General features: G+C 44.3%; 16 protein-coding genes. 8 read left to right on the forward strand and 8 right to left on the reverse strand.

The features are described 5' to 3' along the window. Positions 1-38: 38 nt before the first annotated feature. The 4 genes from mazG to cysM are packed head-to-tail and all read right to left on the reverse strand — an operon-like array spanning position 39 to position 5,487. Complete coding sequence (mazG, locus tag A3738_RS03030) at positions 39-959, reverse strand: nucleoside triphosphate pyrophosphohydrolase (RefSeq protein WP_231876516.1); 921 nt, start codon at positions 957-959, stop codon at positions 39-41. Next, on the reverse strand, positions 925-3,171 hold the full coding sequence (gene relA / locus A3738_RS03035; protein ID WP_068503422.1) for a GTP diphosphokinase: 2,247 nt from the start codon (positions 3,169-3,171) through the stop codon (positions 925-927). Before relA ends, mazG begins: the two co-directional genes overlap by 35 nt. Before the next feature lie 34 nt (positions 3,172-3,205). Beyond that, positions 3,206-4,558, reverse strand: coding sequence for a 23S rRNA (uracil(1939)-C(5))-methyltransferase RlmD (gene rlmD / locus A3738_RS03040; protein WP_068477694.1), 1,353 nt, complete (start codon positions 4,556-4,558; stop codon positions 3,206-3,208). A gap of 38 nt (positions 4,559-4,596) precedes the next feature. Beyond that, positions 4,597-5,487, reverse strand: a complete 891-nt coding sequence (gene cysM, locus A3738_RS03045; protein WP_068477695.1) for a cysteine synthase CysM — start codon at positions 5,485-5,487, stop codon at positions 4,597-4,599. Positions 5,488-5,610: 123 nt separating this feature from the next. Between cysM and A3738_RS03050 the strand changes: the two genes are divergently transcribed. The 4 genes from A3738_RS03050 (at position 5,611) to A3738_RS03065 (ending at position 12,210) form a co-directional block, all read left to right on the forward strand. Further along, positions 5,611-8,382 carry an ATP-binding protein gene (locus A3738_RS03050; protein WP_082889944.1) on the forward strand — a complete coding sequence of 924 codons (2,772 nt, stop codon included), beginning with the start codon at positions 5,611-5,613 and terminating at the stop codon, positions 8,380-8,382. 89 nt (positions 8,383-8,471) lie between these two features. After that, positions 8,472-10,895 (forward strand): hypothetical protein, encoded by a 2,424-nt coding sequence (locus tag A3738_RS03055; protein ID WP_068477699.1) that lies wholly within the window; start codon positions 8,472-8,474, stop codon positions 10,893-10,895. A 3-nt stretch (positions 10,896-10,898) separates the two neighbouring features. Further along, positions 10,899-11,228, forward strand: coding sequence for a YkvA family protein (locus A3738_RS03060; protein ID WP_068477701.1), 330 nt, complete (start codon positions 10,899-10,901; stop codon positions 11,226-11,228). Positions 11,229-11,307: 79 nt separating this feature from the next. Then, positions 11,308-12,210, forward strand: a complete 903-nt coding sequence (locus A3738_RS03065) for an acyltransferase (protein WP_068477703.1) — start codon at positions 11,308-11,310, stop codon at positions 12,208-12,210. A gap of 444 nt (positions 12,211-12,654) precedes the next feature. Here the strand turns inward: A3738_RS03065 and A3738_RS03070 are convergent, their stop codons facing one another. The 3 genes from A3738_RS03070 to A3738_RS03080 all read right to left on the reverse strand — a co-directional run bounded on the left by A3738_RS03070 (position 12,655) and on the right by A3738_RS03080 (position 17,253). Continuing rightward, entirely contained in the window at positions 12,655-13,998 is a 1,344-nt protein-coding gene (locus tag A3738_RS03070; RefSeq protein WP_068477704.1) for a DUF1329 domain-containing protein, read from the reverse strand. 47 nt (positions 13,999-14,045) lie between these two features. Next, the gene (locus A3738_RS03075) at positions 14,046-15,896 is read right to left on the reverse strand and encodes a DUF1302 domain-containing protein (protein ID WP_068477706.1); all 1,851 of its coding nucleotides are present in this window, start codon (positions 15,894-15,896) and stop codon (positions 14,046-14,048) included. Between the two features lie 202 nt (positions 15,897-16,098). Continuing rightward, positions 16,099-17,253, reverse strand: a complete 1,155-nt coding sequence (locus A3738_RS03080) for an MFS transporter (RefSeq protein WP_068473140.1) — start codon at positions 17,251-17,253, stop codon at positions 16,099-16,101. A 156-nt stretch (positions 17,254-17,409) separates the two neighbouring features. Between A3738_RS03080 and A3738_RS03085 the strand changes: the two genes are divergently transcribed. Next, on the forward strand, positions 17,410-17,748 hold the full coding sequence (locus A3738_RS03085; RefSeq protein ID WP_068477708.1) for a P-II family nitrogen regulator: 339 nt from the start codon (positions 17,410-17,412) through the stop codon (positions 17,746-17,748). Positions 17,749-17,864: 116 nt separating this feature from the next. Further along, positions 17,865-19,148 (forward strand): ammonium transporter, encoded by a 1,284-nt coding sequence (locus A3738_RS03090; protein ID WP_068477710.1) that lies wholly within the window; start codon positions 17,865-17,867, stop codon positions 19,146-19,148. Between the two features lie 98 nt (positions 19,149-19,246). On the opposite strand, the gene A3738_RS03095 is transcribed toward A3738_RS03090, so the two are convergent. Continuing rightward, on the reverse strand, positions 19,247-19,657 hold the full coding sequence (locus tag A3738_RS03095) for a phasin family protein (protein WP_068477712.1): 411 nt from the start codon (positions 19,655-19,657) through the stop codon (positions 19,247-19,249). Positions 19,658-19,806: 149 nt separating this feature from the next. Here A3738_RS03095 and A3738_RS03100 point away from each other — a divergent pair, with 149 nt between their 5' ends. Next, positions 19,807-20,625, forward strand: a complete 819-nt coding sequence (locus A3738_RS03100) for a YiiX/YebB-like N1pC/P60 family cysteine hydrolase (protein ID WP_068477714.1) — start codon at positions 19,807-19,809, stop codon at positions 20,623-20,625. A gap of 356 nt (positions 20,626-20,981) precedes the next feature. Next, positions 20,982-22,586: XrtA/PEP-CTERM system histidine kinase PrsK (gene prsK, locus A3738_RS03105; protein ID WP_068763345.1), on the forward strand; the 1,605-nt coding region annotated here is incomplete at its 3' end.

The following is a 22,586-nucleotide window of genomic DNA, read 5'->3' on the forward strand; positions in this document are numbered from 1 at the left end:
GTCTTAAAACGCTGTCGACCGCCGCCGACAAGAAAAGATTAAGAGTCCGACGTCTGACGTCTTTTCGCTTCATCCCACAGCTGATCAAGCTCTTTTAGGGTGCAGTCTTCGAATGCCTTACCTTGCTCTGAAAGAGCTGATTCGATGTAATTGAATCGTGAGGTGAATTTGGTGTTGCAAGAGCGCAAGGCTTCATCAGGATTTACTTTCAGGAACCTTGATAAATTCACACCACAAAAAAGCAAATCGCCCACTTCATCCGTCAGCTTTTCATGGATATCAGGGTCACGTAAGCTTCGTTCCTCTGCCTCGTTTAAGACCTCACGAATTTCTCCGATCTCTTCCTCTAGCTTAGCGAACACGTCATCGATGTTGTCCCAATCAAAACCAACATTCGAGGCGCGACGTTGAAGTTTCTCAGCACGCCCTAGCGCCGGTAACGCAACTGGAATGTCATCTAAAATACTAAAGGTTTTGTCTTGCTTACCACTCTGCTCGGCAAGCTTCGCTTTCAGAGCACGTTCTTCGGCTTTGATGGCATCCCACTGCCCTTTTATTTGGTCATCGGTAAAGCGAGTACCTTCTGGGTGATAGGCATGCAGCTCTTTATCTGGGAAGACGTGAGGATGTCGGCGCAGCAGTTTAGTCGTGATCGCATCAGTGATATCCGTAAAGTCGAAGCTACCTTCTTCTTCGGCAATACGAGCATAAAAAATGACTTGGAAAAGTAGATCACCTAATTCATCACGCATTTCATTGCGGTCACCCTGCTCGATGGCATCCGCCACTTCATAGGCTTCTTCTAGAGTATGGGGAACAATGCTCTCAAATGTTTGTTTTACATCCCATGGGCAACCGCGTTCTGGATCGCGCAGACGCTCCATCAAATACTTTAAGTCTTCAATGGTATAGCGCGGCGAAGAATCAGGCATTGCGTTTACGTCTCGCTTCGATGACATTCGGAAGTTGCTTTATTTTTGCTAATACGCGCCCTAAAGAATCTAAGGATTTAATTTCTGCTTTTAATATCAATGTGGCGGTATGTTCTTGTTGATTCGAGAAGGTATTTACACCTGTCAGGTTCACTTTCTCATCGGCTAGGATCGTGGTCACATCACGCAATAGACCTTCACGATCAAAGGCTTGAATTTCAATCGCAACATCATAAGCGGCATCGGGAGAAGTCCCCCAGCTCACCTCTATAACGCGATTAGGTTCATGATCCTCAAGCTGCAGCATGTTCATGCAGTCTTGTCGATGAATCGATACACCACGCCCCACAGTGATGTATCCAACAATCGGGTCACCTGGCACGGGATTACAGCAATTTGCCATGGTCGTCAGCAAGCGACCAACACCACGGATCTGAATATCATCATCTGCTTTCGTTTGCTGACGACGTTGCTTGGGCTCGAACTTCAACTTGAGTTGCTGTTCTTCTGGAGCCAATAAACGTTGTGCCGCATGCGCAACTTGCGTTGGTTTTAAATCACCGGCGCCAATCGCAGCAAACATATCATCCGCATTATCAAATTTGGTTTCTTGCGCTAAATCTTTAAACGCTAGATCACCAATAGATAGGCGTTTTAATTCATCTTCGAGAATGGCGCGGCCATCTTGGATATTATGGTCACGATCTTGTTGCTTAAACCAATGAACGACTTTGGCACGGGATCGAGACGTTTGAATATACCCGAGGCTCGGGTTCAACCAGTCTCGACTTGGCGCAGGATTGTTGGAGGTTAGAATCTCTACTTGTTCGCCAGTTCTTAAAGGGTACGTAAGCGGAACAATACGACCATTCACTTTTGCACCGCGACAAGCATGACCTACATCGGTATGAACGCGATACGCCAAATCAACGGGTGTAGCACCGTTTGGCAAATCGACGACATGCCCCTTTGGTGTAAACACATACACACGATCGGCGTTGACATCAGCGCTTAAGTGCTGCGCTATTTCTGAAACATCACCGACTTCTTCTTGCCACTCTAGAACTTGGCGCAACCAATTAATTTTGTCTTCGTAGCCAGTCGACCCTGATTTAACGTCAGTTCCCTTGTAACGATAATGCGCACAGACACCTAACTCGGCTTCGTCATGCATCTCTTGAGTACGGATCTGAATTTCCATGACCTTACCGCCAGGACCTACCACAGCGGTGTGTAATGAGCGATACCCGTTTTCTTTCGGGTTCGCTATGTAATCATCAAATTCATAAGGGATGTGTCGCCAAAGCGAGTGCACGACGCCAAGTGCCGCATAACAGTCTGCGACTTTAGGAACCAATATACGGAAGGCGCGAATATCATAAATCTCAGAAAAATCGAGATTCTTACGGCGCATTTTTCGCCAAATGCTGTAAATGTGTTTACTTCGACCAGCCACATCACCTTCGATATGCGCGTTTTCTAATTCACGCTCAATGGTAGCTGTCACATCAACAATAAAGTCGTCACGCGCGATGCGTTTCTCATCCAACAATTTGGCGATCTTCTTGTAGGCACTTTCATGCAAATATCGAAAACTTAAGTCTTCCAGTTCCCACTTGATGTAACCGATGCCTAAGCGATGTGCGAGTGGCGCGTAAATATCAAATACTTCTCGGGCAATACGCTGACGTTTGTCTGGTGTTGCATCTTTCACGGATCGAATCGCGCAAGTTCTTTCGGCTAACTTAATCAATACAACGCGCACGTCATCGATCATCGTGACAAGCATTTTACGCACGTTATCGATCTGACCTTGGTTCTGACCAAGAATTGAACCTTTGAAAGGTTGATGCGTTGAAGAGATGGCAGCCATTTGCGAGACACCATCAATCAACTGCGCGACTTCTTTACCGAAGCCTTTGCGAATTTCCTCGAGCGAGGCTTTTTCTTCTCGAAACGCTCGATAGAGAATGGCGGCAATAATCGCGTGCTCGTCCAAATCGAGTTCCGCCAAAATTTGCGCCATTTCTATGCCAATCAAAAACGTATCGTGATTGGAATTACTCCAGTAACGTTCTTCGTGCGACGGCGTTTTACTGTACTCTAGAGCGGCATGGCAAGCTTCACGCACGCGCTCGATCTCATTCAGATTCGTATCACTCTGTAAGTTCTCGAGCCATTGCTCGATCCCTTGTTCAGGTGATAAATCTGCGATGTAATCTTCGCGAACTTTTACCATGCGACATCCATAAGTTTTTATTAATTCGTATCGACTAGTCTTTCACAAACAGCGCGATCGACTCGACGTGTGATGTATGCGGGAACATATCCATAACACCTGCATTCACCAAACGATATCCGTTTTCAACAATTACGCCTGCGTCGCGTGCAAGGGTTGCGGGGTTACACGAGACGTACACGATCTTTTTCGCACCAAACTTGGTGAGATACTGACAGACTTCCAAAGCACCCGAGCGCGGTGGATCGATAAGAATCTTATCAAAGCCTTCATGCGCCCATTCTTCTTTCGTGAAGTCCGCCTGTAAATTGGCACCATAGAAGCGCAGGTTATCAAGATCGTTAAGTAAAGCATTTTCCTTGCCACGTACAACCATTGCATCGTCGCCTTCAACGCCTACAACCTCTTTACCTTGCGTGGCGAGCGGCACGGTGAAGTTTCCTAAACCACAGAACAAATCTAAAACACGCTCATCTTTCTGAACATCGAGCCATTCTAGTGCGCGACGCACCATTTGCTTATTGATATCGGCATTAACCTGTGTAAAGTCCATAGGATGAAACGCCAACTTCACTTCTTGCTCATCAGGCGTCGTTAAGGTGTAGTGCAAGCGATCTTTGTCTTTGACTTCAGACTCCGGCCAAATACGGTGCACGGTATCAACGCCTTTAGGCTGCAAGTAAATATGGAATGCATTATCTTGGCCAAACTGTATCAGCTTAACGGTATCTTCCTCGGTTAAAGGCGCCATGTGTCGCACGACTAGCGCACTCGCATCTTCACCTAAGGCAACCTCAAACTGCGGCAATTCTTTGTATACCGACAAACTTGCCACGAGTGCTCGCAAATCCATTAATCGGTGACCAACAATCGAGTTAAGCACTTCACACTGCTGAATGTCGGCTAAGAAACTATTACGCTTCTCTCTAAAACCAACCAATACCGTGTCTTTTTTCGCCACAAATCGCGCACCTAGGCGTGCTTTGCCGCGATAACCAGTCGTTGGACCAGTCATAGGTTCAATCCATTGCTCCGGTTCAAGATTTCCGAAATGTTCAAAGTGCTGACGCAGTGTATTCTCTTTGAACTTGATCTGAGCATCGGTATCCATGTGCTGCAAACTACAACCGCCGCAAATCTCGGCGTGCGCACAAGGAGGTTCAACACGCTCCTCTGATGCGCTGAGTACTTCTACTGTTTTCAACTCATCAAATTTGCCGCGCTTTTCGACATATACCGCAGAGACTTTCTCTCCTGGTAATGCCGCATCAACAAACTGGGTTTTTCCGTCTAATTTGGCAATCCCGCGCCCTTCATGACTTAAGCCTCCAGTAATGTCACATTCAATTGGATCTACAGGAAGCTTTTTTCTGCGTCTTCTCGCCATAATATGTTCAGTCTTCTAAGTAATTAATTGCAGGTTGTCTATTTCGCAAACACGCCTGAAGAGAGATAGCGGTCACCTCGGTCACAAATAATGGCGACAATTACCGCATTTTCAAGTTCTTGATTTAGTTGCAATGCCGCTGCAACAGAGCCACCGGAAGAGACCCCGCAAAAGATGCCTTCCTTTTCGGCAAGCAGACGCATTGTGTCTTCGGCTTCTTGCTGTCCCATATCAACAATGCGATCGACACGTGTCTCGTCAAAAATAGTTGGCAAGTACTCTTTTGGCCAACGACGAATACCGGGGATCGATGCTTCGTCTTCAGGCTGTAGGCCAATAATCTGAATATCTGGATTCTGCTCTTTGAAGTAACGTGAGCAGCCCATAATCGTGCCCGTAGTTCCCATAGAACTAACAAAGTGCGTAATTTTTCCTTCACTTTGACGCCAGATCTCAGGCCCTGTGCCTTGATAGTGCGCAAGCGGGTTATCTAAATTGCCAAACTGATTGAGAACTAAGCCTTTGCCCTCAGCTTGCATTCTTAATGCAAGGTCACGCGCGCCTTCCATGCCTTCTTCTGAGGTTACGGGAATCAAAGTCGCGCCATAAGCAGACATTGAAGCTTTTCGTTCTTCTGTCGCGTTGTCCGGCATGATCAAAATCATCTTGTAACCCTTGATTGCCGCAGCCATAGCAAGCGCGATTCCAGTATTGCCACTCGTCGCTTCAATTAAGGTATCGCCAGGCTTTATATCACCGCGTTCTTCAGCGCGTTGAATCATGCTCAGTGCGGGACGGTCTTTCACAGATCCTGCAGGGTTATTACCTTCTAGCTTTAATAAAATCGTATTGGACGTATTTCCCGCTAAACGCTGAAGTCGTACCAAAGGCGTTTCACCGACGTAGTCTTCAATGGTTGGAAAGCTCATATCCTTATCTCTTAGGGTCACAGCCAAAAATAATGCGCAATCATACACCTTACGCAATCACAATGCGTGGTAAGATCGGGGCAATAAATAATAATTCAACACTATCGTGGTAGTGATGTGGGCATGAACTCTCTGAATATTAAGTCACGCATACTTTTAACCACCAGCATTTGCTTGGTGACAGCGTCATTAGCGATCACATTTTTTGTCGCACACAGGGCACTTGAGCACCGCCAAAGCAGCTATGAAAATTCAATATATCAGCTGATATTCAGTACAAAAATTGCAATTTCATCTCGACAGCAATACGACCGCCCCTACTACCAAGATCAACTAAAAAACCTCTTATTATCGCCCGAAGTCAGCCATCTCACTTTGATTAATGAAGAACGAGCAGTTATCGCGCACGTCGGCGATGACAGCACTCCGCCTATTAATCCAAATAGATTCCCTATTACAGGCACACAGATCATTAGCCTCGGGAACCTAGCCGTATACATCGAAACACTACCAATGCAGAGCGCTAGTGGCGAACCACAACAATCGTGGCTGATTGCCTTAGTTGATCGGACGAGCCTGCAAGCTCAGCAAGAAAAGGTCATCAAAACTGCGGTAATTATTTTTATCTTTTCTAGCTTGATATCGATCCTTATGGCGAAGTATTTACTACAGCAAGTTCGACATGTCATTGCTCGTATTAAAGAGGCTCTGATCTCTGCAAACAAAGGGTCATCGTCTCCCATTTTCCCTCAACTTGAATCAGAAGATCTCCACGATCATGAGCAATTGCTAACTGAAATTAGCAGTCAAATCTATCGTTATAAAAATGATGTGCGTGAAGAAATTGAACAAAACACGCAAGACTTACGAGAAACGCTCGAAACCATCGAAATTCAGAACGTCGAACTCGATCTAGCGCGTAAAAAAGCGATCAAAGCAAACAAGGCAAAAACAGAATTCTTGGCCAATATGAGTCACGAAATTCGCACTCCGCTTAACAGCATTATAGGGTTCTCAAAAATACTAATGCGCAGCCCTCTCAACATGCAGCAAATGGGTAATTTACGCGCTATTCAAAAGTCATCTGAAGTATTGCTCAGCACCATTAACGACATACTCGATTTTTCGAAAGTTGAAGCAGGCCGTATCGCATTAGAAAAAGAATCCATTTCGCTTTATGAGCTGATTGAAGACGTTGTCGTGATGCTGGCTCCGTCAGCCCATAACAAAGGTCTGGAACTGAATTACCTATATTATGACGACGTTCCTGGAATGCTTGATGGCGACTCGCTGCGCATCAAACAAATCATCGCTAACCTCGTCAATAACGCCATCAAATTTACCGAGACGGGCGAAATCATTGTTCGAGTGATGCTCGATGACAGCTTAAAAGAAGAGACCGACAATTTAAAAATAGCGATAAGCGATACAGGTCTAGGTTTATCAGATGAAGAAAAGTTATCTATTTTCTCAGCTTTTTCTCAAGCGGATGCCTCAACCGCGCGTCAATTCGGCGGAACGGGACTAGGCCTTAGTATTTGCAGAGGCTTAGTGCACGAAATGGGTGGAACGATTCGTGTTGAGAGTGAATTAGATAAAGGGTCTACGTTCTGGTTTACCCTGCCAATCGAAAATCCTGTTATGCAGAATCCGAAAGCCACGCATCCTAAGCTCGAAAATCAATCTTGTTATTTATACGAACCGCATCATCACTCTAAGCAAAATATCATTCATACGCTCAATTATTTGAACATTCCCTACCAACAGTTCGATACATTGAAAGAGCTGATTTCAGCAATTGAGCAAGACGGAAAGAACGACACACAAACTAATCGCTTCGCTCTTATTTCATTAAGCGATAAAGAACTCGAAGAAGAATGTATTTACCAAGCTTTTAAATGTGTAAATGCCTTAGACATCAACATTCTTACCTATACCCCATCGCTATTACATTACGACTATAAAATACTGCGACAGATTAGCGTGCATATGACAAAGCCCGCTACCTACACGAATTTATCGCAAAGTTTAGTATCGGCTTTAAACAAAGGCATTACCTCAGACCATGCCGAGGAATATGCTCTGCCTCATTTTGCGAATAATGCGACGATTCTGGCCGTCGATGACAATGAAATGAACTTGAGCCTGGTTAAGGCGCTCGTAAAAGAAATGGGCATTGATATTGATTTAGCCGATAGTGCTGAGCAAGCAATCGATTTATGTAAGAAGCAATATTACCCACTTATTCTGATGGATATTCAAATGCCGGACATGGATGGCATTGAAGGCATGAAGCGTATCAAAACCCTTAGTAATTATTACGATCACAACCAAATCATAGCCCTGACTGCTTTTGCCCTACCAAATGAAAAGGATGCATTCATTGAGCAAGGTTTTGTAGATCTATTGACCAAACCTTTAAACGAGCAAAAACTCGCTGAGACCATTAAAAAGTATCTGCCCGAACTCGCGATTGAAAACCCGGTGCAAGATGAACCGAAAGTTTCCGCTGAAATACAAGCTTTCAATTGGAATGAAGCGGTATACCTCTGCAATAACAATTCGGAACTCGCGAAAGACTTTACCAATAATCTAATCGCCGTATTGCCCAGCACTCGTTCGGACTTGGAAATGGCAATGGAGAATAACGACACGGAACAACTTGGACATTACGTGCATAAACTGCATGGTTTGAGCTTACTTTGTGGCACACCAAAGTTAAGACACGCAGTAAAGCAGGCAGAAATCGCCATCAAAACTGAAGAGCCCGCCAACATCGTATTGCTAAAAACACAACAAACCATTCAAGCAATTAATGAGTTAGAGTTTTGGTTTGAAAGTACAGATGACTTTTCAGCCTCACAACAAAACGAGTCCGAGATAACAGAAAGCTAAATTAAAAAAACACGACAAGTTCAAGCGCAAACCTTTCGCCTCGTGCTATGATCAATTTTTGTATTTAGTCAGAATTCTGTTGCCTTCGTATGTCATCTAAAACTGTACGGTACGCTCTTCTTCTCTCATCAATTATCACTCTGAACGCGTGTGGTATCGCTGGTCCAGGCGGGGGCGGCGGTTCCACTTTCAACAAACCTTCTACTGACCCAGCAAGAGATGTCGTCACTGCTGCGATTACTGTTGAAGGCACTGCCAGAATGCATCAACGCGGGTTCTCATCGAACACTGCACCTATTTTGGTGGACGATAACATTCCGTGCGGAAATATTTCTGTTGTTCGGCTCGACTTTGATATGACGGAATTTAGAGTGTCATCTAGTTTTCCGGAATACGCATCAGTAAAGCGATCTGAGACGGGAAAAGAAAATGCCCCCGGGTGTAAGCTGGAATTCGAAACGAATTTCGAGCCCCAAATCGATCACGTGGTGCGGGCTGAATATCAAAATGGCGATGTACTTTACGCACCATTGCGACGTGTAGAAAGTGTAGATCAATCAATTACCGTCGGCTTTGGTACTCACTTGGCTGTTGAGCGTTTCTTCGACAAGATCAACTCTCGTGATGAATTAAACAAACATCGGCCGTGCTCTGGCGTCAATCCTGATTGTGAAACGCAACACCGCGCTAAATCGCGTCTACTTTCATTTATTTCTGATACCGCAAGAATTTATGAATACGACGATTTAATTCAACCATCCCAAGAAGCAGATGAAGTCCTAGCATTATTGCGAGGCGAATCAGATTTAATGATTCATATTGATACTGCGGTTGGTGAAATTATTCGAGAAGACTCCCCTATCGCAAAAGGGACTGTACGAGAGTCATATGACACGGAGCTCAACCCAGAAATAAATGGCACTGAAATATACGAGAGGCTGCGACCCGCTTTGACTTTCAACTCACTAATTTTCGGCATGGGATTTATTGAAGATCTCGAGAATGATTCGCGTTACAACAAACTTTTAACATTAAGTACAGATTTAGGTAGCGGTGACGATAGCCAATCCTTCCCGCAACTAATCAATAATTCTTTCTATCTAGATTTTCGTTACGATGACTTACTACCCAACATTCCTATACGAATGTCTACGCTTCGCTTCAAAACAACGAATGTCACCGCTACTACAGAGCCGAATCGCCCTGAGAATCGTTATAGGTATTTCACAACCGAACTAGAAACAGATGAAAACGAGGGCACGCTTGTTAACGGGACACATTTAAGCACACAGGGTTTCTTTTTGAATGACCGTGCAATTGCTCAAATCGTGACCGAACGCAACACTGGGGGCAGTCGGTTATATGGTTACGACTACAACCCTGTGTACTACAAACTCTATCGCGTCAATGAACAAGAGCCTAATACTATTTTAACGGAGCTAGACTTTGAGCCGCCGGTGGATTACGGCGATAGTCCTACTTGGCTCACCGGTGCAGGTTATGGCTTTGCAAGCATTTATGACGTCACTCAGGACAGCGCCACTCAAGAATTTGAACGTGGTGATATTGCTGAAAAACTACGTTATTTCTCTTGGGAGCTTCATGGTTTAAGAACTCCGGAAACAGTGAGTGAAGATGTTATTACAGGAGACTATGACGTTATTGAATTTGGCATTGCAATGGATACCAATACGCTCGACACAGTTCGAAAACCAGTTCAGGTTACAGCACAATTAAAAGAGTGGAGTTTAATCGGAAGAAGCGTATCAGAGAGTCAACCTAATTCACCAAGTGATTTTTATCGCACGTGGGAATTAGCGCGAGATAAAGACATGGCCTTTAGTGCGGCACAGCAACAGACTGGAGGTTTGAGCGGTAGCCGGAGCCTAGATCTCTACGAAGGCGGCAGCGGCACTCTCGATACTTTTGGATTGCTTACTCTGGGAACAGGCTCTGACCGAGCAATTGGGCATATGACTGAAAATGGCCAGCACTTAGCTTTCACAACCCGCGACACATCAAACAATAGCGCATCACGCAGCCTTATCATCGCCACTAAGGCTCGTAACGATGATATCACCCTAAGTAGCACGCCTCTTGATTTCACATTGAGTGGAAATTATTTCTATATGGATGCAGATAAGCATCGTCTAGCAAATGTAAATGAATCGCGCTTAAGTTTAGAAGAGGATGGCAGCGGCTGCAGGGCAACTCTCGGTTTGCAATCGGTATCGGTCGAGCATGACCTGAGCAGCAACGGCACGCTTTCAATGCCAGTTATTTCAAGCACGACCAACTATAACAGTGCATCATGCTCACTCGACAAAGGCCAAGTAGAAATAGTCTTCAATATCGGTGGGGATGCGTTAACACTGCGAGGTTTCGCGGCAAGAGAAGATGGCGCGACAGGCAAGACAGTCAAATTAATTAATTTGCTCTGGCTACAGGATAATGCTCTTGGACTAGTGTTCGCACAGTTAGACCAAGATCTTAGTCCGACCTTCGACAATTAGCGCATGAGCAAACCACCAGCGATCACCAAAGAAGCGTTTCGGGATAAGCTGAAACGCGCTTATAAATCTGCAGGTCGCGAAACCATCGAAAAAGCGCTGCTACTCTACTACACCATGCGCGACCCCAAAACACCTACGTGGTGCAAAGGCGTTATCACTGGGGCTCTGGCCTACTTCATTAGTTTTATCGATGGCATCCCTGATCTTACACCCGTACTAGGCTATACCGATGATTTAGGCGTCATGATTGCTGCAATCTCAGCGCTCGCAGGCCATATCACGGACGAAAACAAACAAAAGGCTGCCGACAAAGCGGAGCAAATCATTCCATAACAGCTTCTTCACCTTACAGCGGTTGATTCAGATTTCTCGGATCGCTAGACTGCGCTAAAAATAAAAGAAGAGGTATCCGATGTTCAGTTTTTTACCCGGAGTTGTTCGCGGCGTATTGATCGTTCTGATCATTATTCTTAATACCATTGTGTGTTTCCCATTCTTAATGTCGGTGGCACTTCTAAAATTTATTTTGCCACTTTCATTTCTTAGCAAAATTTGCACAAAAATCGCGATCCAAATCGCTACCTTTTGGATTGGAGTAAACAGCAGCCTATTCACTTTATTCCTAAAAATGGACTGGCATGTAACGGGGCTAGATGGGCTAAGCAAGGACGAATGGTATCTTGTTAATTGTAATCATCAGTCTTGGGCCGACATTCCTGTCGTTCAGAAAGTATTTAACCGCAAAATTCCAATGCTTAAGTTCTTCCTTAAGCAAGAACTTATTTGGGTTCCACTGCTTGGCTTATGTTGGTGGGCGCTCGATTTCCCATTTATGAAGCGATCAACGCCAGCGCAGATTAAGAAGAATCCCGAGTTAGCAGGTAAAGACTTAGAAGTAACAAGAGCAGCATGCGAAAAGTTTAAATATACGCCGGTATCTGTATTCAACTTTATGGAAGGCACCCGCCTGACACCCGAAAAGCACGCAAAACAAGATTCACCTTTTGAACACCTATTAAAACCCAAAGCGGGTGGCGCTGCATTCGTGCTAGGAAGCATGGGTGAAGTGATGCACACCATGCTAGACGTGACAGTGCTATACCCAAATAGCCCAAAAAATATCTGGGATATGTTTTGTGGAAAGGTCAGTACAGTGGTAGTGGATGTTCGAAAAGTCGACATTCCAAAGCAGTTTCTGGGTAAAGACTACACCAGTGATGCTGAATTTAAGGCTGAATTCCAAGCCTGGGTTAACGAGCTATGGGTCGAAAAAGATCAGCATATCGCAAACTTAAAAGCTCAGCACGAAAACTAAGGATTAAGAGCAAACCGATAAGGCCTTGCAAAAATTAGTTAAGAAATAGACCTAGCCTTCGCTGGGTCTTTTCATATCAGCACCAAGTAATTCAACCATCAATCCCATTTTAATACATACAATGTGAGTCTATTAACAATGTATCTTATCGAGCTCACGCCCCCCTAGATAGCAGAGATCACATGAATGATCTTGCCCAGCACCACCGTCACGAAACAAAGGTTTGAGCCAAATAGAGCTGTCTAAAACGATCAGCTACAGACAAATGATCGGGACGTATGAATGCTTGAAGTAAGACAAAGAGCCCAAGCATAGAAGAGACAAGTAAAGTATCGCCGAGTTATCCGATAGGAAAGAAAGAAACTGACATGCTTATAACTTTCATTCGCGTATAAAAAAACCGGATCGCCAAAACGATCCGGTTTTTTTATCTTTGGCTACGTGTTAACGACGCGCTGAGCGACGCAATGCAGCAGGTGTAAAGTCTTTGCTTGCAAAGGTCTTGTCGAAGTTATAGCGGCTTGGCTCCTCGTTGACCATACCATTCGCTATGTAACGACCAGATAATAAGTCGTGTACAGACTCAATAGTAGTGAGCGTAATGCTGCGATCATAGAAAGGCTTACTATGCGCTTCGGCATGACGCCATAAGTCGCCACGACCATCATAATGATCAGCAACAGCAATACCCCAAGTATCTTCATTTATGTAAAAAGTACGCTTGGAGTAGATATGACGCTCACCTTCTTTCAAGGTACCTTCAACAACCCAAACACGAGCTAATTCATAACGCGCATAATCGCTATTGAGGTGACCAGGCTTAACGATATCTGCATATGTCAGGGACTTATCATCTAGCTTGAAAGAGTTGCGAGGAATGTACATTTCCTTCTTGCCTAGAAGCTCCCAGTTGTATCGATCTGGTGCACCGTTGTACATATCAAAACCATCAGATGTACGAAGTCCATCAGCTGCTGTACCCGGACCGTCATACGCCACCTGAGGAGCACGACGAACACGACGCTGACCAGAGTTATATATCCAAGCACGACGCGGTTCAGCAACCTGATCGATGGTCTCGTGCACAAGCAAAACGTTGCCTGCTAAACGAGCTGGCGCCGTAACAACCTGCTTGAAGTAAAACATAACGTTATCGTCTTTGTTCTCAGCAAAGTCTCTCAAATCATGACGTTCAGAAAACTCTTCATAGAATTTTACTGGTTGATAAGTACCACCGGCAGTAGGAGTCACTTGAATAGAGTTACGCTCAAAACTACCACCACGTGCACGCAAAATATGGTTCCAAATAATTTCTAAAGCACTATCTGGGATTGGGAACGGAACAACACCTTGCACATTAGAAAGTGCGTTACCATCTTTAATCAGTTGAGCGTTTGCGGCATTCGCTTTCGCATACTCAACTACATCATCCGTATATGCTGCTGTACGATGAGATGTATAGACAGGGATGGTATAGGTGTCGTAATTGTTGAGCATCGCCTTTTGGCCTTCACTCAACTTATCCGCATATTCGCCAACATTCGCTTTTGAGATCACGAACAAAGGCTTTTCATCAGCAAAAGGGTCAACATAATCGCCGCCAGCTGTGTATCCCGCAGGAGATGTCGTTAAACCACCTGTCCATGCAGGAATCGAGCCGTCAGCATTGCCGGCTTTTTCTGCACCAATTGGTGTTAGATCACCACCGAGCTCCTTTGCAAACGCTGAGGAGCTAGCAATTGCAGCTGACATAATACCAACTGCTAATAAAGATTTTTTAAGTCTCATTAAATATAACCTCGTTAAATCCGGTTGCGTCCAGACTAGCGATTAACTTAGAAAGAATAAGAAACACTGAGAGATACGTTGTCACGATCACTTAGCGGGTTCAAACGAGTATTTCCGAAGTATGTTGTATAACCTAACTTCGCTTGATATTGATTAAGGTAGTCGGCTGCAACTGAAAGTCCAATGGTTTGACGACCTTCAATGAAGTTCGCACCTGGAGCCGGAGCATAACCATCTACATCGTGAGAATAAGAGAGCGTTGGCGTTAAGTTCACACCAGCGAAGACGTCATTATATGTTAATGCCGCACGCGCTCGATAGCCCCATGACAAGTCAGTTGTGTAACCTTCGTTGTCGCATACACCCTGAGGCGTCTGTGATTGGCAATACTGAAGAGGGGTAAATACATCAGTTGGATCACCATCAACAGAAGGCAAGCCAAAACCAGCTTGGTCATAACGACCATATCGGATTTCGGTTACGTCTGGTAGATCGTGCACATAGGTCGCACCAATTTCGCCCACAAGCGCTAGACGGCTTGCACCCAAAACTTGGTCAATAAACGAGATACCCGTGAATTGTAATTGCGACACATTATAGCGATCAAAACCTTGCGTTGACTGACCTGCGAAACTCGAAAAATCTGCATCGGTAATGGAGCCATCGTTATTGGAATCAGAGACTCTTCTTTGAAATACAGGAGAATAAGCATCGCCGATAGCAGCAAACAGAAGATCCTGTGAGTTGAACTGCAATGGCATATCTTCTTTAAAGCTATATTCACCGCTCAAAGACACGCCACCCGGGGTGGTTGTATTGAAGCTAATACCGTAAAGTTTAATGTCTTCAGCATATTCAATCTGATATTCCGCCGTAGTAGGAGCGCCAACTTGAGAAGCTTTACCACTCACATTAGGGAAACGGCTATGGTACTGAATGTAGTAAAAACCAAATTCGGTATCATTCAGTTCAGGCACATACCAACGTACCGCCGCACCATACTGATCAGTATCTGGCGGAAGAATATCGCCACCACGACTGACTGCAAGACCACTTAGTTGGTTTTCATTTTGCGGGCGTTGGTTTGCTGCATACACAGGACCACAACCATCTGCCACGTAGTCAACGCTTGAGAAGAACGTGCCACAATCGTCAATGCGTGTCTTTTCATATTCCAATTGGACAAACGCTTCTAAGCTGACGTTTTCAGTCAAACCTAACGAAGAATACAACATATTCACTGGCAACAAGGCATCTTTAATTTCGGCACCCGGCGCTCTAAACGCTGGCAAATCAACTGGGTTAATCACGTTAATACCGTTGATAATAAAGGTAGACTCACCCCAACTCACAACTTGCTTGCCCGCTTTAACACTTAAAGGCATGTCACCCAAATAGAAGTCACCAAAGACATAAGCATCCATTAGCTCTATATCGGATGCATTATCTTGACCGTCTTTACTCAAAGTACGTGTCGGGTTAACACCATCATTCGCAAACTTCTCATCTTCAAGAACAAAGTCATACCAATAACGCACTCTCGCAAAAGCACCAAAGCTATCGCCTTGAATTAAGAAATCAGTGCTACCTTTAATGGTTTCAGAGAAGGTATCGCCTTTCTCGAAGTTTAGGTTGCCATCATCACTGTTAATTGAGGCGCCCAAGGCTTCATATTTTGCCCCTGAAGAGGCGTAGTAACCGTTACCCAAACCAACGTTATATGGATGGGGATCTTCTAAACGCCAACTCGCACCTGCAGACAAGGTGGTATCAATACTGGCTTCATAATCACCAATGTAGAACTGAACAGCAGAAGTTGGTGTAGAGAATGCAGCCGCAACAGCAAGAGCCAATGGCATCTTACGCATTTGTCGCGACAACTGTATTTTTTTTGTCATCGAACGCTACTCCGTAATTTCAGTCGCAATACTTGCGACGTAGTACTTTTCTAACCTGAGCAGGGGTAAAAAAGGCTAGGAAAATCTTTCATAGTTTTAGTCAGCCTACAACAAGTATTCGCTCGGCAGACTTAGTCCATTAAAAAAAGCATAGACACAATTTTGATATTCGCCCAATTTAAAAAATTTTTTTTTCAATCGCTTACCGAACTTTGTGATCTCGTACGAAAGAAGTCCAAAAAAGGCTCAAAACGAAAAGGGCAAAACACACAATCAGTGAACTAATCCAAAAAAGATTTGCGTAACCTGACTCTTCAACCAACGCAGCAATGACAAAAGCACCAACAAAGCCACCTAAACCAAATCCAAGACTGCTATATAAAGCTTGCGCCCTTCCTTGGTTCTTGGCGTGAAAATGCTCATGCACAAAACGGATAGAAACCGCATGCATAGCACCAAATGAAAAAGCATGAAGCAACTGTGCAATAACGAGCACAAGAACATACTCGCTTGCTCCAGCTATCATCGCCCATCGCAGTGCGCTAAATAAAAGAGCGATGCCCATAATCAGAGGCACTGCATGTTTACGATGCCAATGGTGCATAACAAAAAACAGCGCAACTTCGGCAATAACTCCCAAGGCCCAAAAAATACCAATGCTCAGCTTGTCATAACCGAGTTGCTCCATATACAAACTAAAGTAGGAGTAATAAGCCGCATGTGAAAACTGAAGCAAAAAGCAAATTACGAAAAATAAGTAAGCGCGATTGCGCTTCAGATCTTCACTCAGAGAATGAGATATCTCATGGCCTTGTTGTGCCACTGGCTCATCAAAGCGCATACACGTAGATAACGCGATACCCGACATAATAATTAACAGCGCTATGGGAAATAGCCCAACCCCGCGTTCTTCAAAAATATATCCAAGCGCAATAACCACAACAACAAAACCAATAGAGCCCCAGACTCTGACCAAACTGTAGCGATCAACATCAGCACCCAGGTTATGTAAGGTAATAACTTCAAACTGCGCCAAGATGGCATTCCAAAAAAAGCTGAACGCAATAATCATCAATGCGTAATACCAAAAGCTTTCAGCAAAGAAAAATCCGAGGTAAGAGACCAGCGTTAAAAATGCACCGAGTCTTATTAGCAACAAACGCTTTTGTGTGCGATCTGCGATCAAACCCCAAACATTAGGAGCAATCACTTTCGTCGCCATCAACAAGCCCGTCAGCTGACCGATTTCTGCAGCTGAAAATCCTTCACTTTCTAAAAACAGCCCTAGATAAGGCGCCATCACTCCAAGTAATGCGAAGTATACGAAGTAAAAAACGGAAAGTTTGACCTGCAGCATGGGTAAGTGTTTGTAATCGCTTGAATTGTTATAACAAGTTGATTAGCTTATCACTGCTCTGAAAAGGGCGCGCACATAATTATAAAAATTATTAAAACTATTAGTCTTAACAATAAATAAGCAAACAGATTAAGTTTGCCTTTGGAGATGTCCCTTATGAAACTAATCACTGCAGTGATTAAGCCATTTAAGTTAGAAGACGTTCGCACCGCTTTAACTGACATTGGCTTAGCGGGTATGACCATCACAGAAGTCAAAGGATTTGGCCGTCAAAAAGGCCACACGGAATTATACCGTGGTGCTGAGTACGTGATCGATTTTGTGCCTAAATTAAAAATTGAGCTAGCTGTTGCGAACGATATTGTTGATCAAGCGGTTGAAGCCATTTGCAAATCTGCAAACAGCGGAAAAATCGGCGACGGCAAAATTTTCGTTAGCGATCTAGAGCAAGCGGTTCGCATTCGTACTGGTGAAACAGGCGACGACGCACTCTAGAAAATAACAATAAGCCTTAAGTTTCAAAAAATAGACGTCATACAAAAACATAACCGGCGGTATTTTTAGAAATGGCTCTCTTACCTTTGTAAGAAACAATTAGCTCAGGAAATAACATGTTTAAACTATTTGTTTTGGTAGCTTCAATGCTGCCGGCTTTCGCGTACGCGGAAGATGCTCTTGTTGGTGCTGATACAGCGTGGATCTTAACGGCTACAGCACTCGTTCTTTTCATGACCATCCCTGGTCTTTCTCTTTTTTACGCAGGACTTGTACGCAGCAAAAACGTTTTGTCTATATTGATGCAATGTTTTGCTCTAACTTGCTTAATGTCTGTGCTCTGGTACGTGGTAGGTTATTCACTCGCATTTAGCGATGGTAATAGCTTCGTTGGAGGCCTAAGCAATCTGTTCATGGCAGAAGTAACGAAAGACTCACTATCAGGTACCATTCCAGAAGGTTTGTTTGCAGCATTTCAAATGACTTTTGCTGTCATCACACCTGCACTGATTGTTGGTGCCTTTGCTGAACGTATGAAGTTTTCATCAATGCTTCTATTCAGCAGCATCTGGTTGTTAGCTGTTTATGCACCAGTTTGCCACTGGGTATGGGGCGGCGGTTGGTTGAGCGATCTAGGCGTTCTAGATTTCGCTGGCGGCATTGTTGTTCACATCACGGCAGGTGTAGCGGCGCTTGTTGCAGCGCTTGTGATTGGCAATCGTCGTAACTGGCCACAAACTGCGATGCCTCCGCACAACATGACAATGACTGTTACAGGTGCAGGCATGCTTTGGGTTGGCTGGTTCGGCTTTAACGCGGGTTCAGCGCTTGGCGCAAACGAAGACGCGGCGATGGCTCTTATCGCAACACACCTATCTGCAGCAATGGGCTCTTTAGCGTGGATGGCATGCGAATGGAAAAAGTTCGGCAAGCCATCGGTTCTTGGAATCGTAACCGGTATGGTCGCGGGACTTGGTACTATCACACCAGCATCTGGATCTGTCAGCCCTGCAGCAGCAATTGTAATTGGTTTGTGTGCAGGTGTTGTATGTTTCTACGCAACCATCTTCATCAAACAAAAACTTAAAATTGACGACTCTCTCGATGTATTCCCAGTGCACGGCGTCGGCGGTATTTTAGGTACTCTTCTCGTTGGTATCTTCGCTGCGGGAGAACTTGGCGCATTTAGTGGCTATGGTTTCGGTGGCGACAACAGCTCAATCGGCGAGCAGGTAACAGCTCAGCTAATCGGCATTGGTAGCACAATCGCATACACGGCAATCGTAACGTGGGTCATTCTGAGGCTTGTCGATGCAATGACGGGCTTACGCGTTGACGAAGAAGACGAGTATCGCGGTCTAGATCTAGCTCTTCACGAAGAAAAAGGCTACGACCTGTAGAAAGCTAACAGAGGCCAGAGTAAAAGTACTCTGACCTCTGTTTTAACAAAAAAGCCCTTGCCATTAAACTGGCAAGGGCTTTTTTATATATTGCGCAATTACTTATTACACTTTTTCAATTCCGCCTCAAGGGCGTCAATTCTGGCCTCTAAGGCCTCAATCGTTTTGCGATTCGGGATACCTAATCGCTCTAATGCACCAGAAACACGTTGATCAAATACAGACTCTAGCTTGCCGAAAGTGTTACTCGCTTTACCGCGTACACCTTCTACTGTTCCTTCCACGGCTTTAAATTGTTTTTCAACAACACCTCTCGTTGCGGCTTCGAGCTCTTCGCCCTCTTTAACGAGCTTATCGAAAATCTTTCCAGTATCTTCTTCTGCTTTGTTGTAAGCACCCAAACCCGCCAACCATATTTGACGTGCTGATGCTTTAATTTTGTCAGAAATTGGAAGGGCATTATCACTACCCACTTCATTAGCGTCCGACTTTTTATCTTTCTGGCTCATTCTCTAGCCCCCTTCAGTTTTTTTCCATTCTACGAGACTTAAAAGCATCCATACAGTCACAATTTAGAAAATTTTGCTTTGCTGTTCATAGGTTTATTGTCTAAACCTTAACTAGTTACCTTTCAACAAATACTATCGAGTCGTCATTAATGGGTTACCAAACAAAGAGCAATATTATTTCGCTCATTACGCGCTTACTTATTCGCGAGCGTGCACCCAACCCAATACCAATGAGCGACTATGAAAGAATGCGTTATGAAATCAAACCTGGTGACGTAATTCTCGTTGAAGGTCGCAGTCGCGTCAGTGATGTTATTAAAACAGTAACCCAGAGTCGATGGTCTCATGCTGCTCTCTACATAGGCAGGCTACATGAAGTAGAAAACCCTCTAGACCGCCAGCGACTTCAAAGCTTTTACGATGGACAACCAGACGTACAACTTATAGTAGAAAGCGAGCTAGGAATGGGTACGGTTGCTCGCCCCTTATCCGTGTATGACCGTGACCATGTAAGAATTTGTCGACCTAAAGATCTAACATATTCAGATGCGCAAAAAGTTATTCACTACGGAATATCACGGCTTGGTGCTGACTATGATGTTCGGCAAATCTTCGATCTACTGCGTTTTTTCTTCCCGTATTTAATTCTTCCTCGCAGATGGCGCTCAAGCTTGTTTTCTAAACATCCGGGTCAAACCACAAAAACGGTTTGCTCTACCATGATTGCCGAGGCCTTCGGTTCGATCCAATATCCGATCTTACCAATGATCAAGCGATCAGAAGCTGGTCATATTAATATTTACCGAAGAAATCCCAAGCTATGCACGCCAAGTGACTTCGATTACTCGCCTTATTTCGACATTATCAAATATCCTTTCATGAACTTTGCGCAATCTGAGCCAAGATATCGCCAATTGCCTTGGGTTACGGAAGAAAAGCTGGTTGAAGAAGACGAAGTAAAAAACTAGCTAAAACAGACAGATAGAGCCGCCTTATTAATACTATTTCGACATTTAATAACCTGCTCAAAATATAATCAAAGCGGTTATTCCAATTTATGCTTAAAAACTCACCTTTATACATTTGATTATTTCAACTTTTCGCTAATACTTAGTCCACCAACAGCGGCAGCTGTTGGGGACATGAAAGTTTTTCATGGATACTACTCGCACTTATTGCCGGCTGTGTTTGGTAGCACACCCGGCATTTTTTATGTCTGAAAAAAGCCTCGTTTTTACACATCCCTGATACACTGAATAGTAAGAGAACAATTTTCTGTTCAGATCTTGTTTCATGACGAATTTAACCACAACGAACGAACAAAATGGATCTTAGTTTTTCCGTTATAGGTAACGCGACTGGCGCTATTACGTTTGCATTGCTAATGATATACGCAGTGCGCAGTTATCAGCGACGCGCTACCGATAAAGCCATCTTATTTGCGACCAGCACTACGCTGTGTTGGTTATTGATACTGACAATTCAAGCTTTAGGTTTTGAGCTGCCATTTACCTTGCGCTATAACCTTGAGCTATTACGAACCGCTGCGTGGTTTACGGTCTTGTATGCCATTCTTGGCGTCACAGTTTTTCCTTCTAAATTTAAAATCGGCCCCCAATTCTTTTTTACAACCGGCGTTATCACTTTAATCTCTGGGTTGATTGCGGTACTGATAATTCAAGAGCTATTCACAATATCCCTCGTCTCTGGCAAAACACTGTTAGTTCTTAACGTTCTCGTATCATTAGTAGGCATTCTGTTACTAGAACAAATTTGGCGAAACTCTTCTCTCTTTACCCGCGCAGGAATTAAGTATCTCAGCATCGCGGTTGCAACCATCCTTGCTTATGACTTCGTTATGTACTCCGACGCCCTGCTCTTCAATCGTTTGTCAGGAGCACTTTGGGATAGCCGTGGCGCTGTAAATGCGCTAGCTGCCCCCCTGATCGCAGCAACACTGGTGAATCGCAAAGGGAAAGCCTTAGGTATACATATCTCACGACAAATGGTGTTCCACACCACGACCCTTGTTATTGCAGGCATTTACTTGTTGTTTGTATCTGCAGGCGGATATTACATCAATGTCTTCGGTGGCTCTTGGGGTGCGGCACTGCGTGTTTTATTCTTGTTCATTGCGGGGATCTTCCTCATTCTCGTGATTAGTTCGCCAAATCTTCGTGCCCGCACAATGGTTTTTATCTCGAAGAACTTCTTCGATTACAAATATGACTATCGCGACGAATGGATCAAAAGCACCTCAAGCCTGCAAACACCAGCGAGTGAATCTTCTAAGAAAGAGAGCTTGTATCGACGCAGCACCAATACCCTAGCTGAACTAGTTCAAGCGCAAGCTGGAGTAATCTGGAGCCAAGACGAAGACGGCAACCTGACTTTCAAAGATCAATTTGGCTTTGACCAGCATAACTTTGGACTCATCAACAACGATTCTGATTTGATTCAATATTTCAACGACAACGATTGGATCATCAACCTAAACGAGTATCTCACTGATCCAGATAAATACGGTCTAATCGAATTACCAGAGTTTGTTCTAACTTGTGAGAATCCATGGCTTTTGGTGCCGCTCAAGGTTAACGATAAACTTTCGGCCATCGTTCTACTCGGTAAACCATACGTACCTATGGATTTGAACTGGGAAAACTATGACCTTCTTAAAATTGTTGCCCAACAAGCCTGTAGTTATATCGATCAGCACTCCTCAGAAGAACAGCTCGCTCAGTCTCAACAATTCGAAGCTGTAAACCAAACCTCTGCGTTCTTGATTCACGATATCAAAACCATCATCGCGCAATTATCGATGATGGTAAAAAATGCGCCGAAGCATAAATCGAATCCCGCTTTTGTTGACGACATGATTGAAACAACTCGTCATTCCGTCGAAAAAATGGAGCATTTATTGGGGCAAATT

It is taken from the genome of Oleiphilus sp. HI0066, assembly GCF_001635725.1.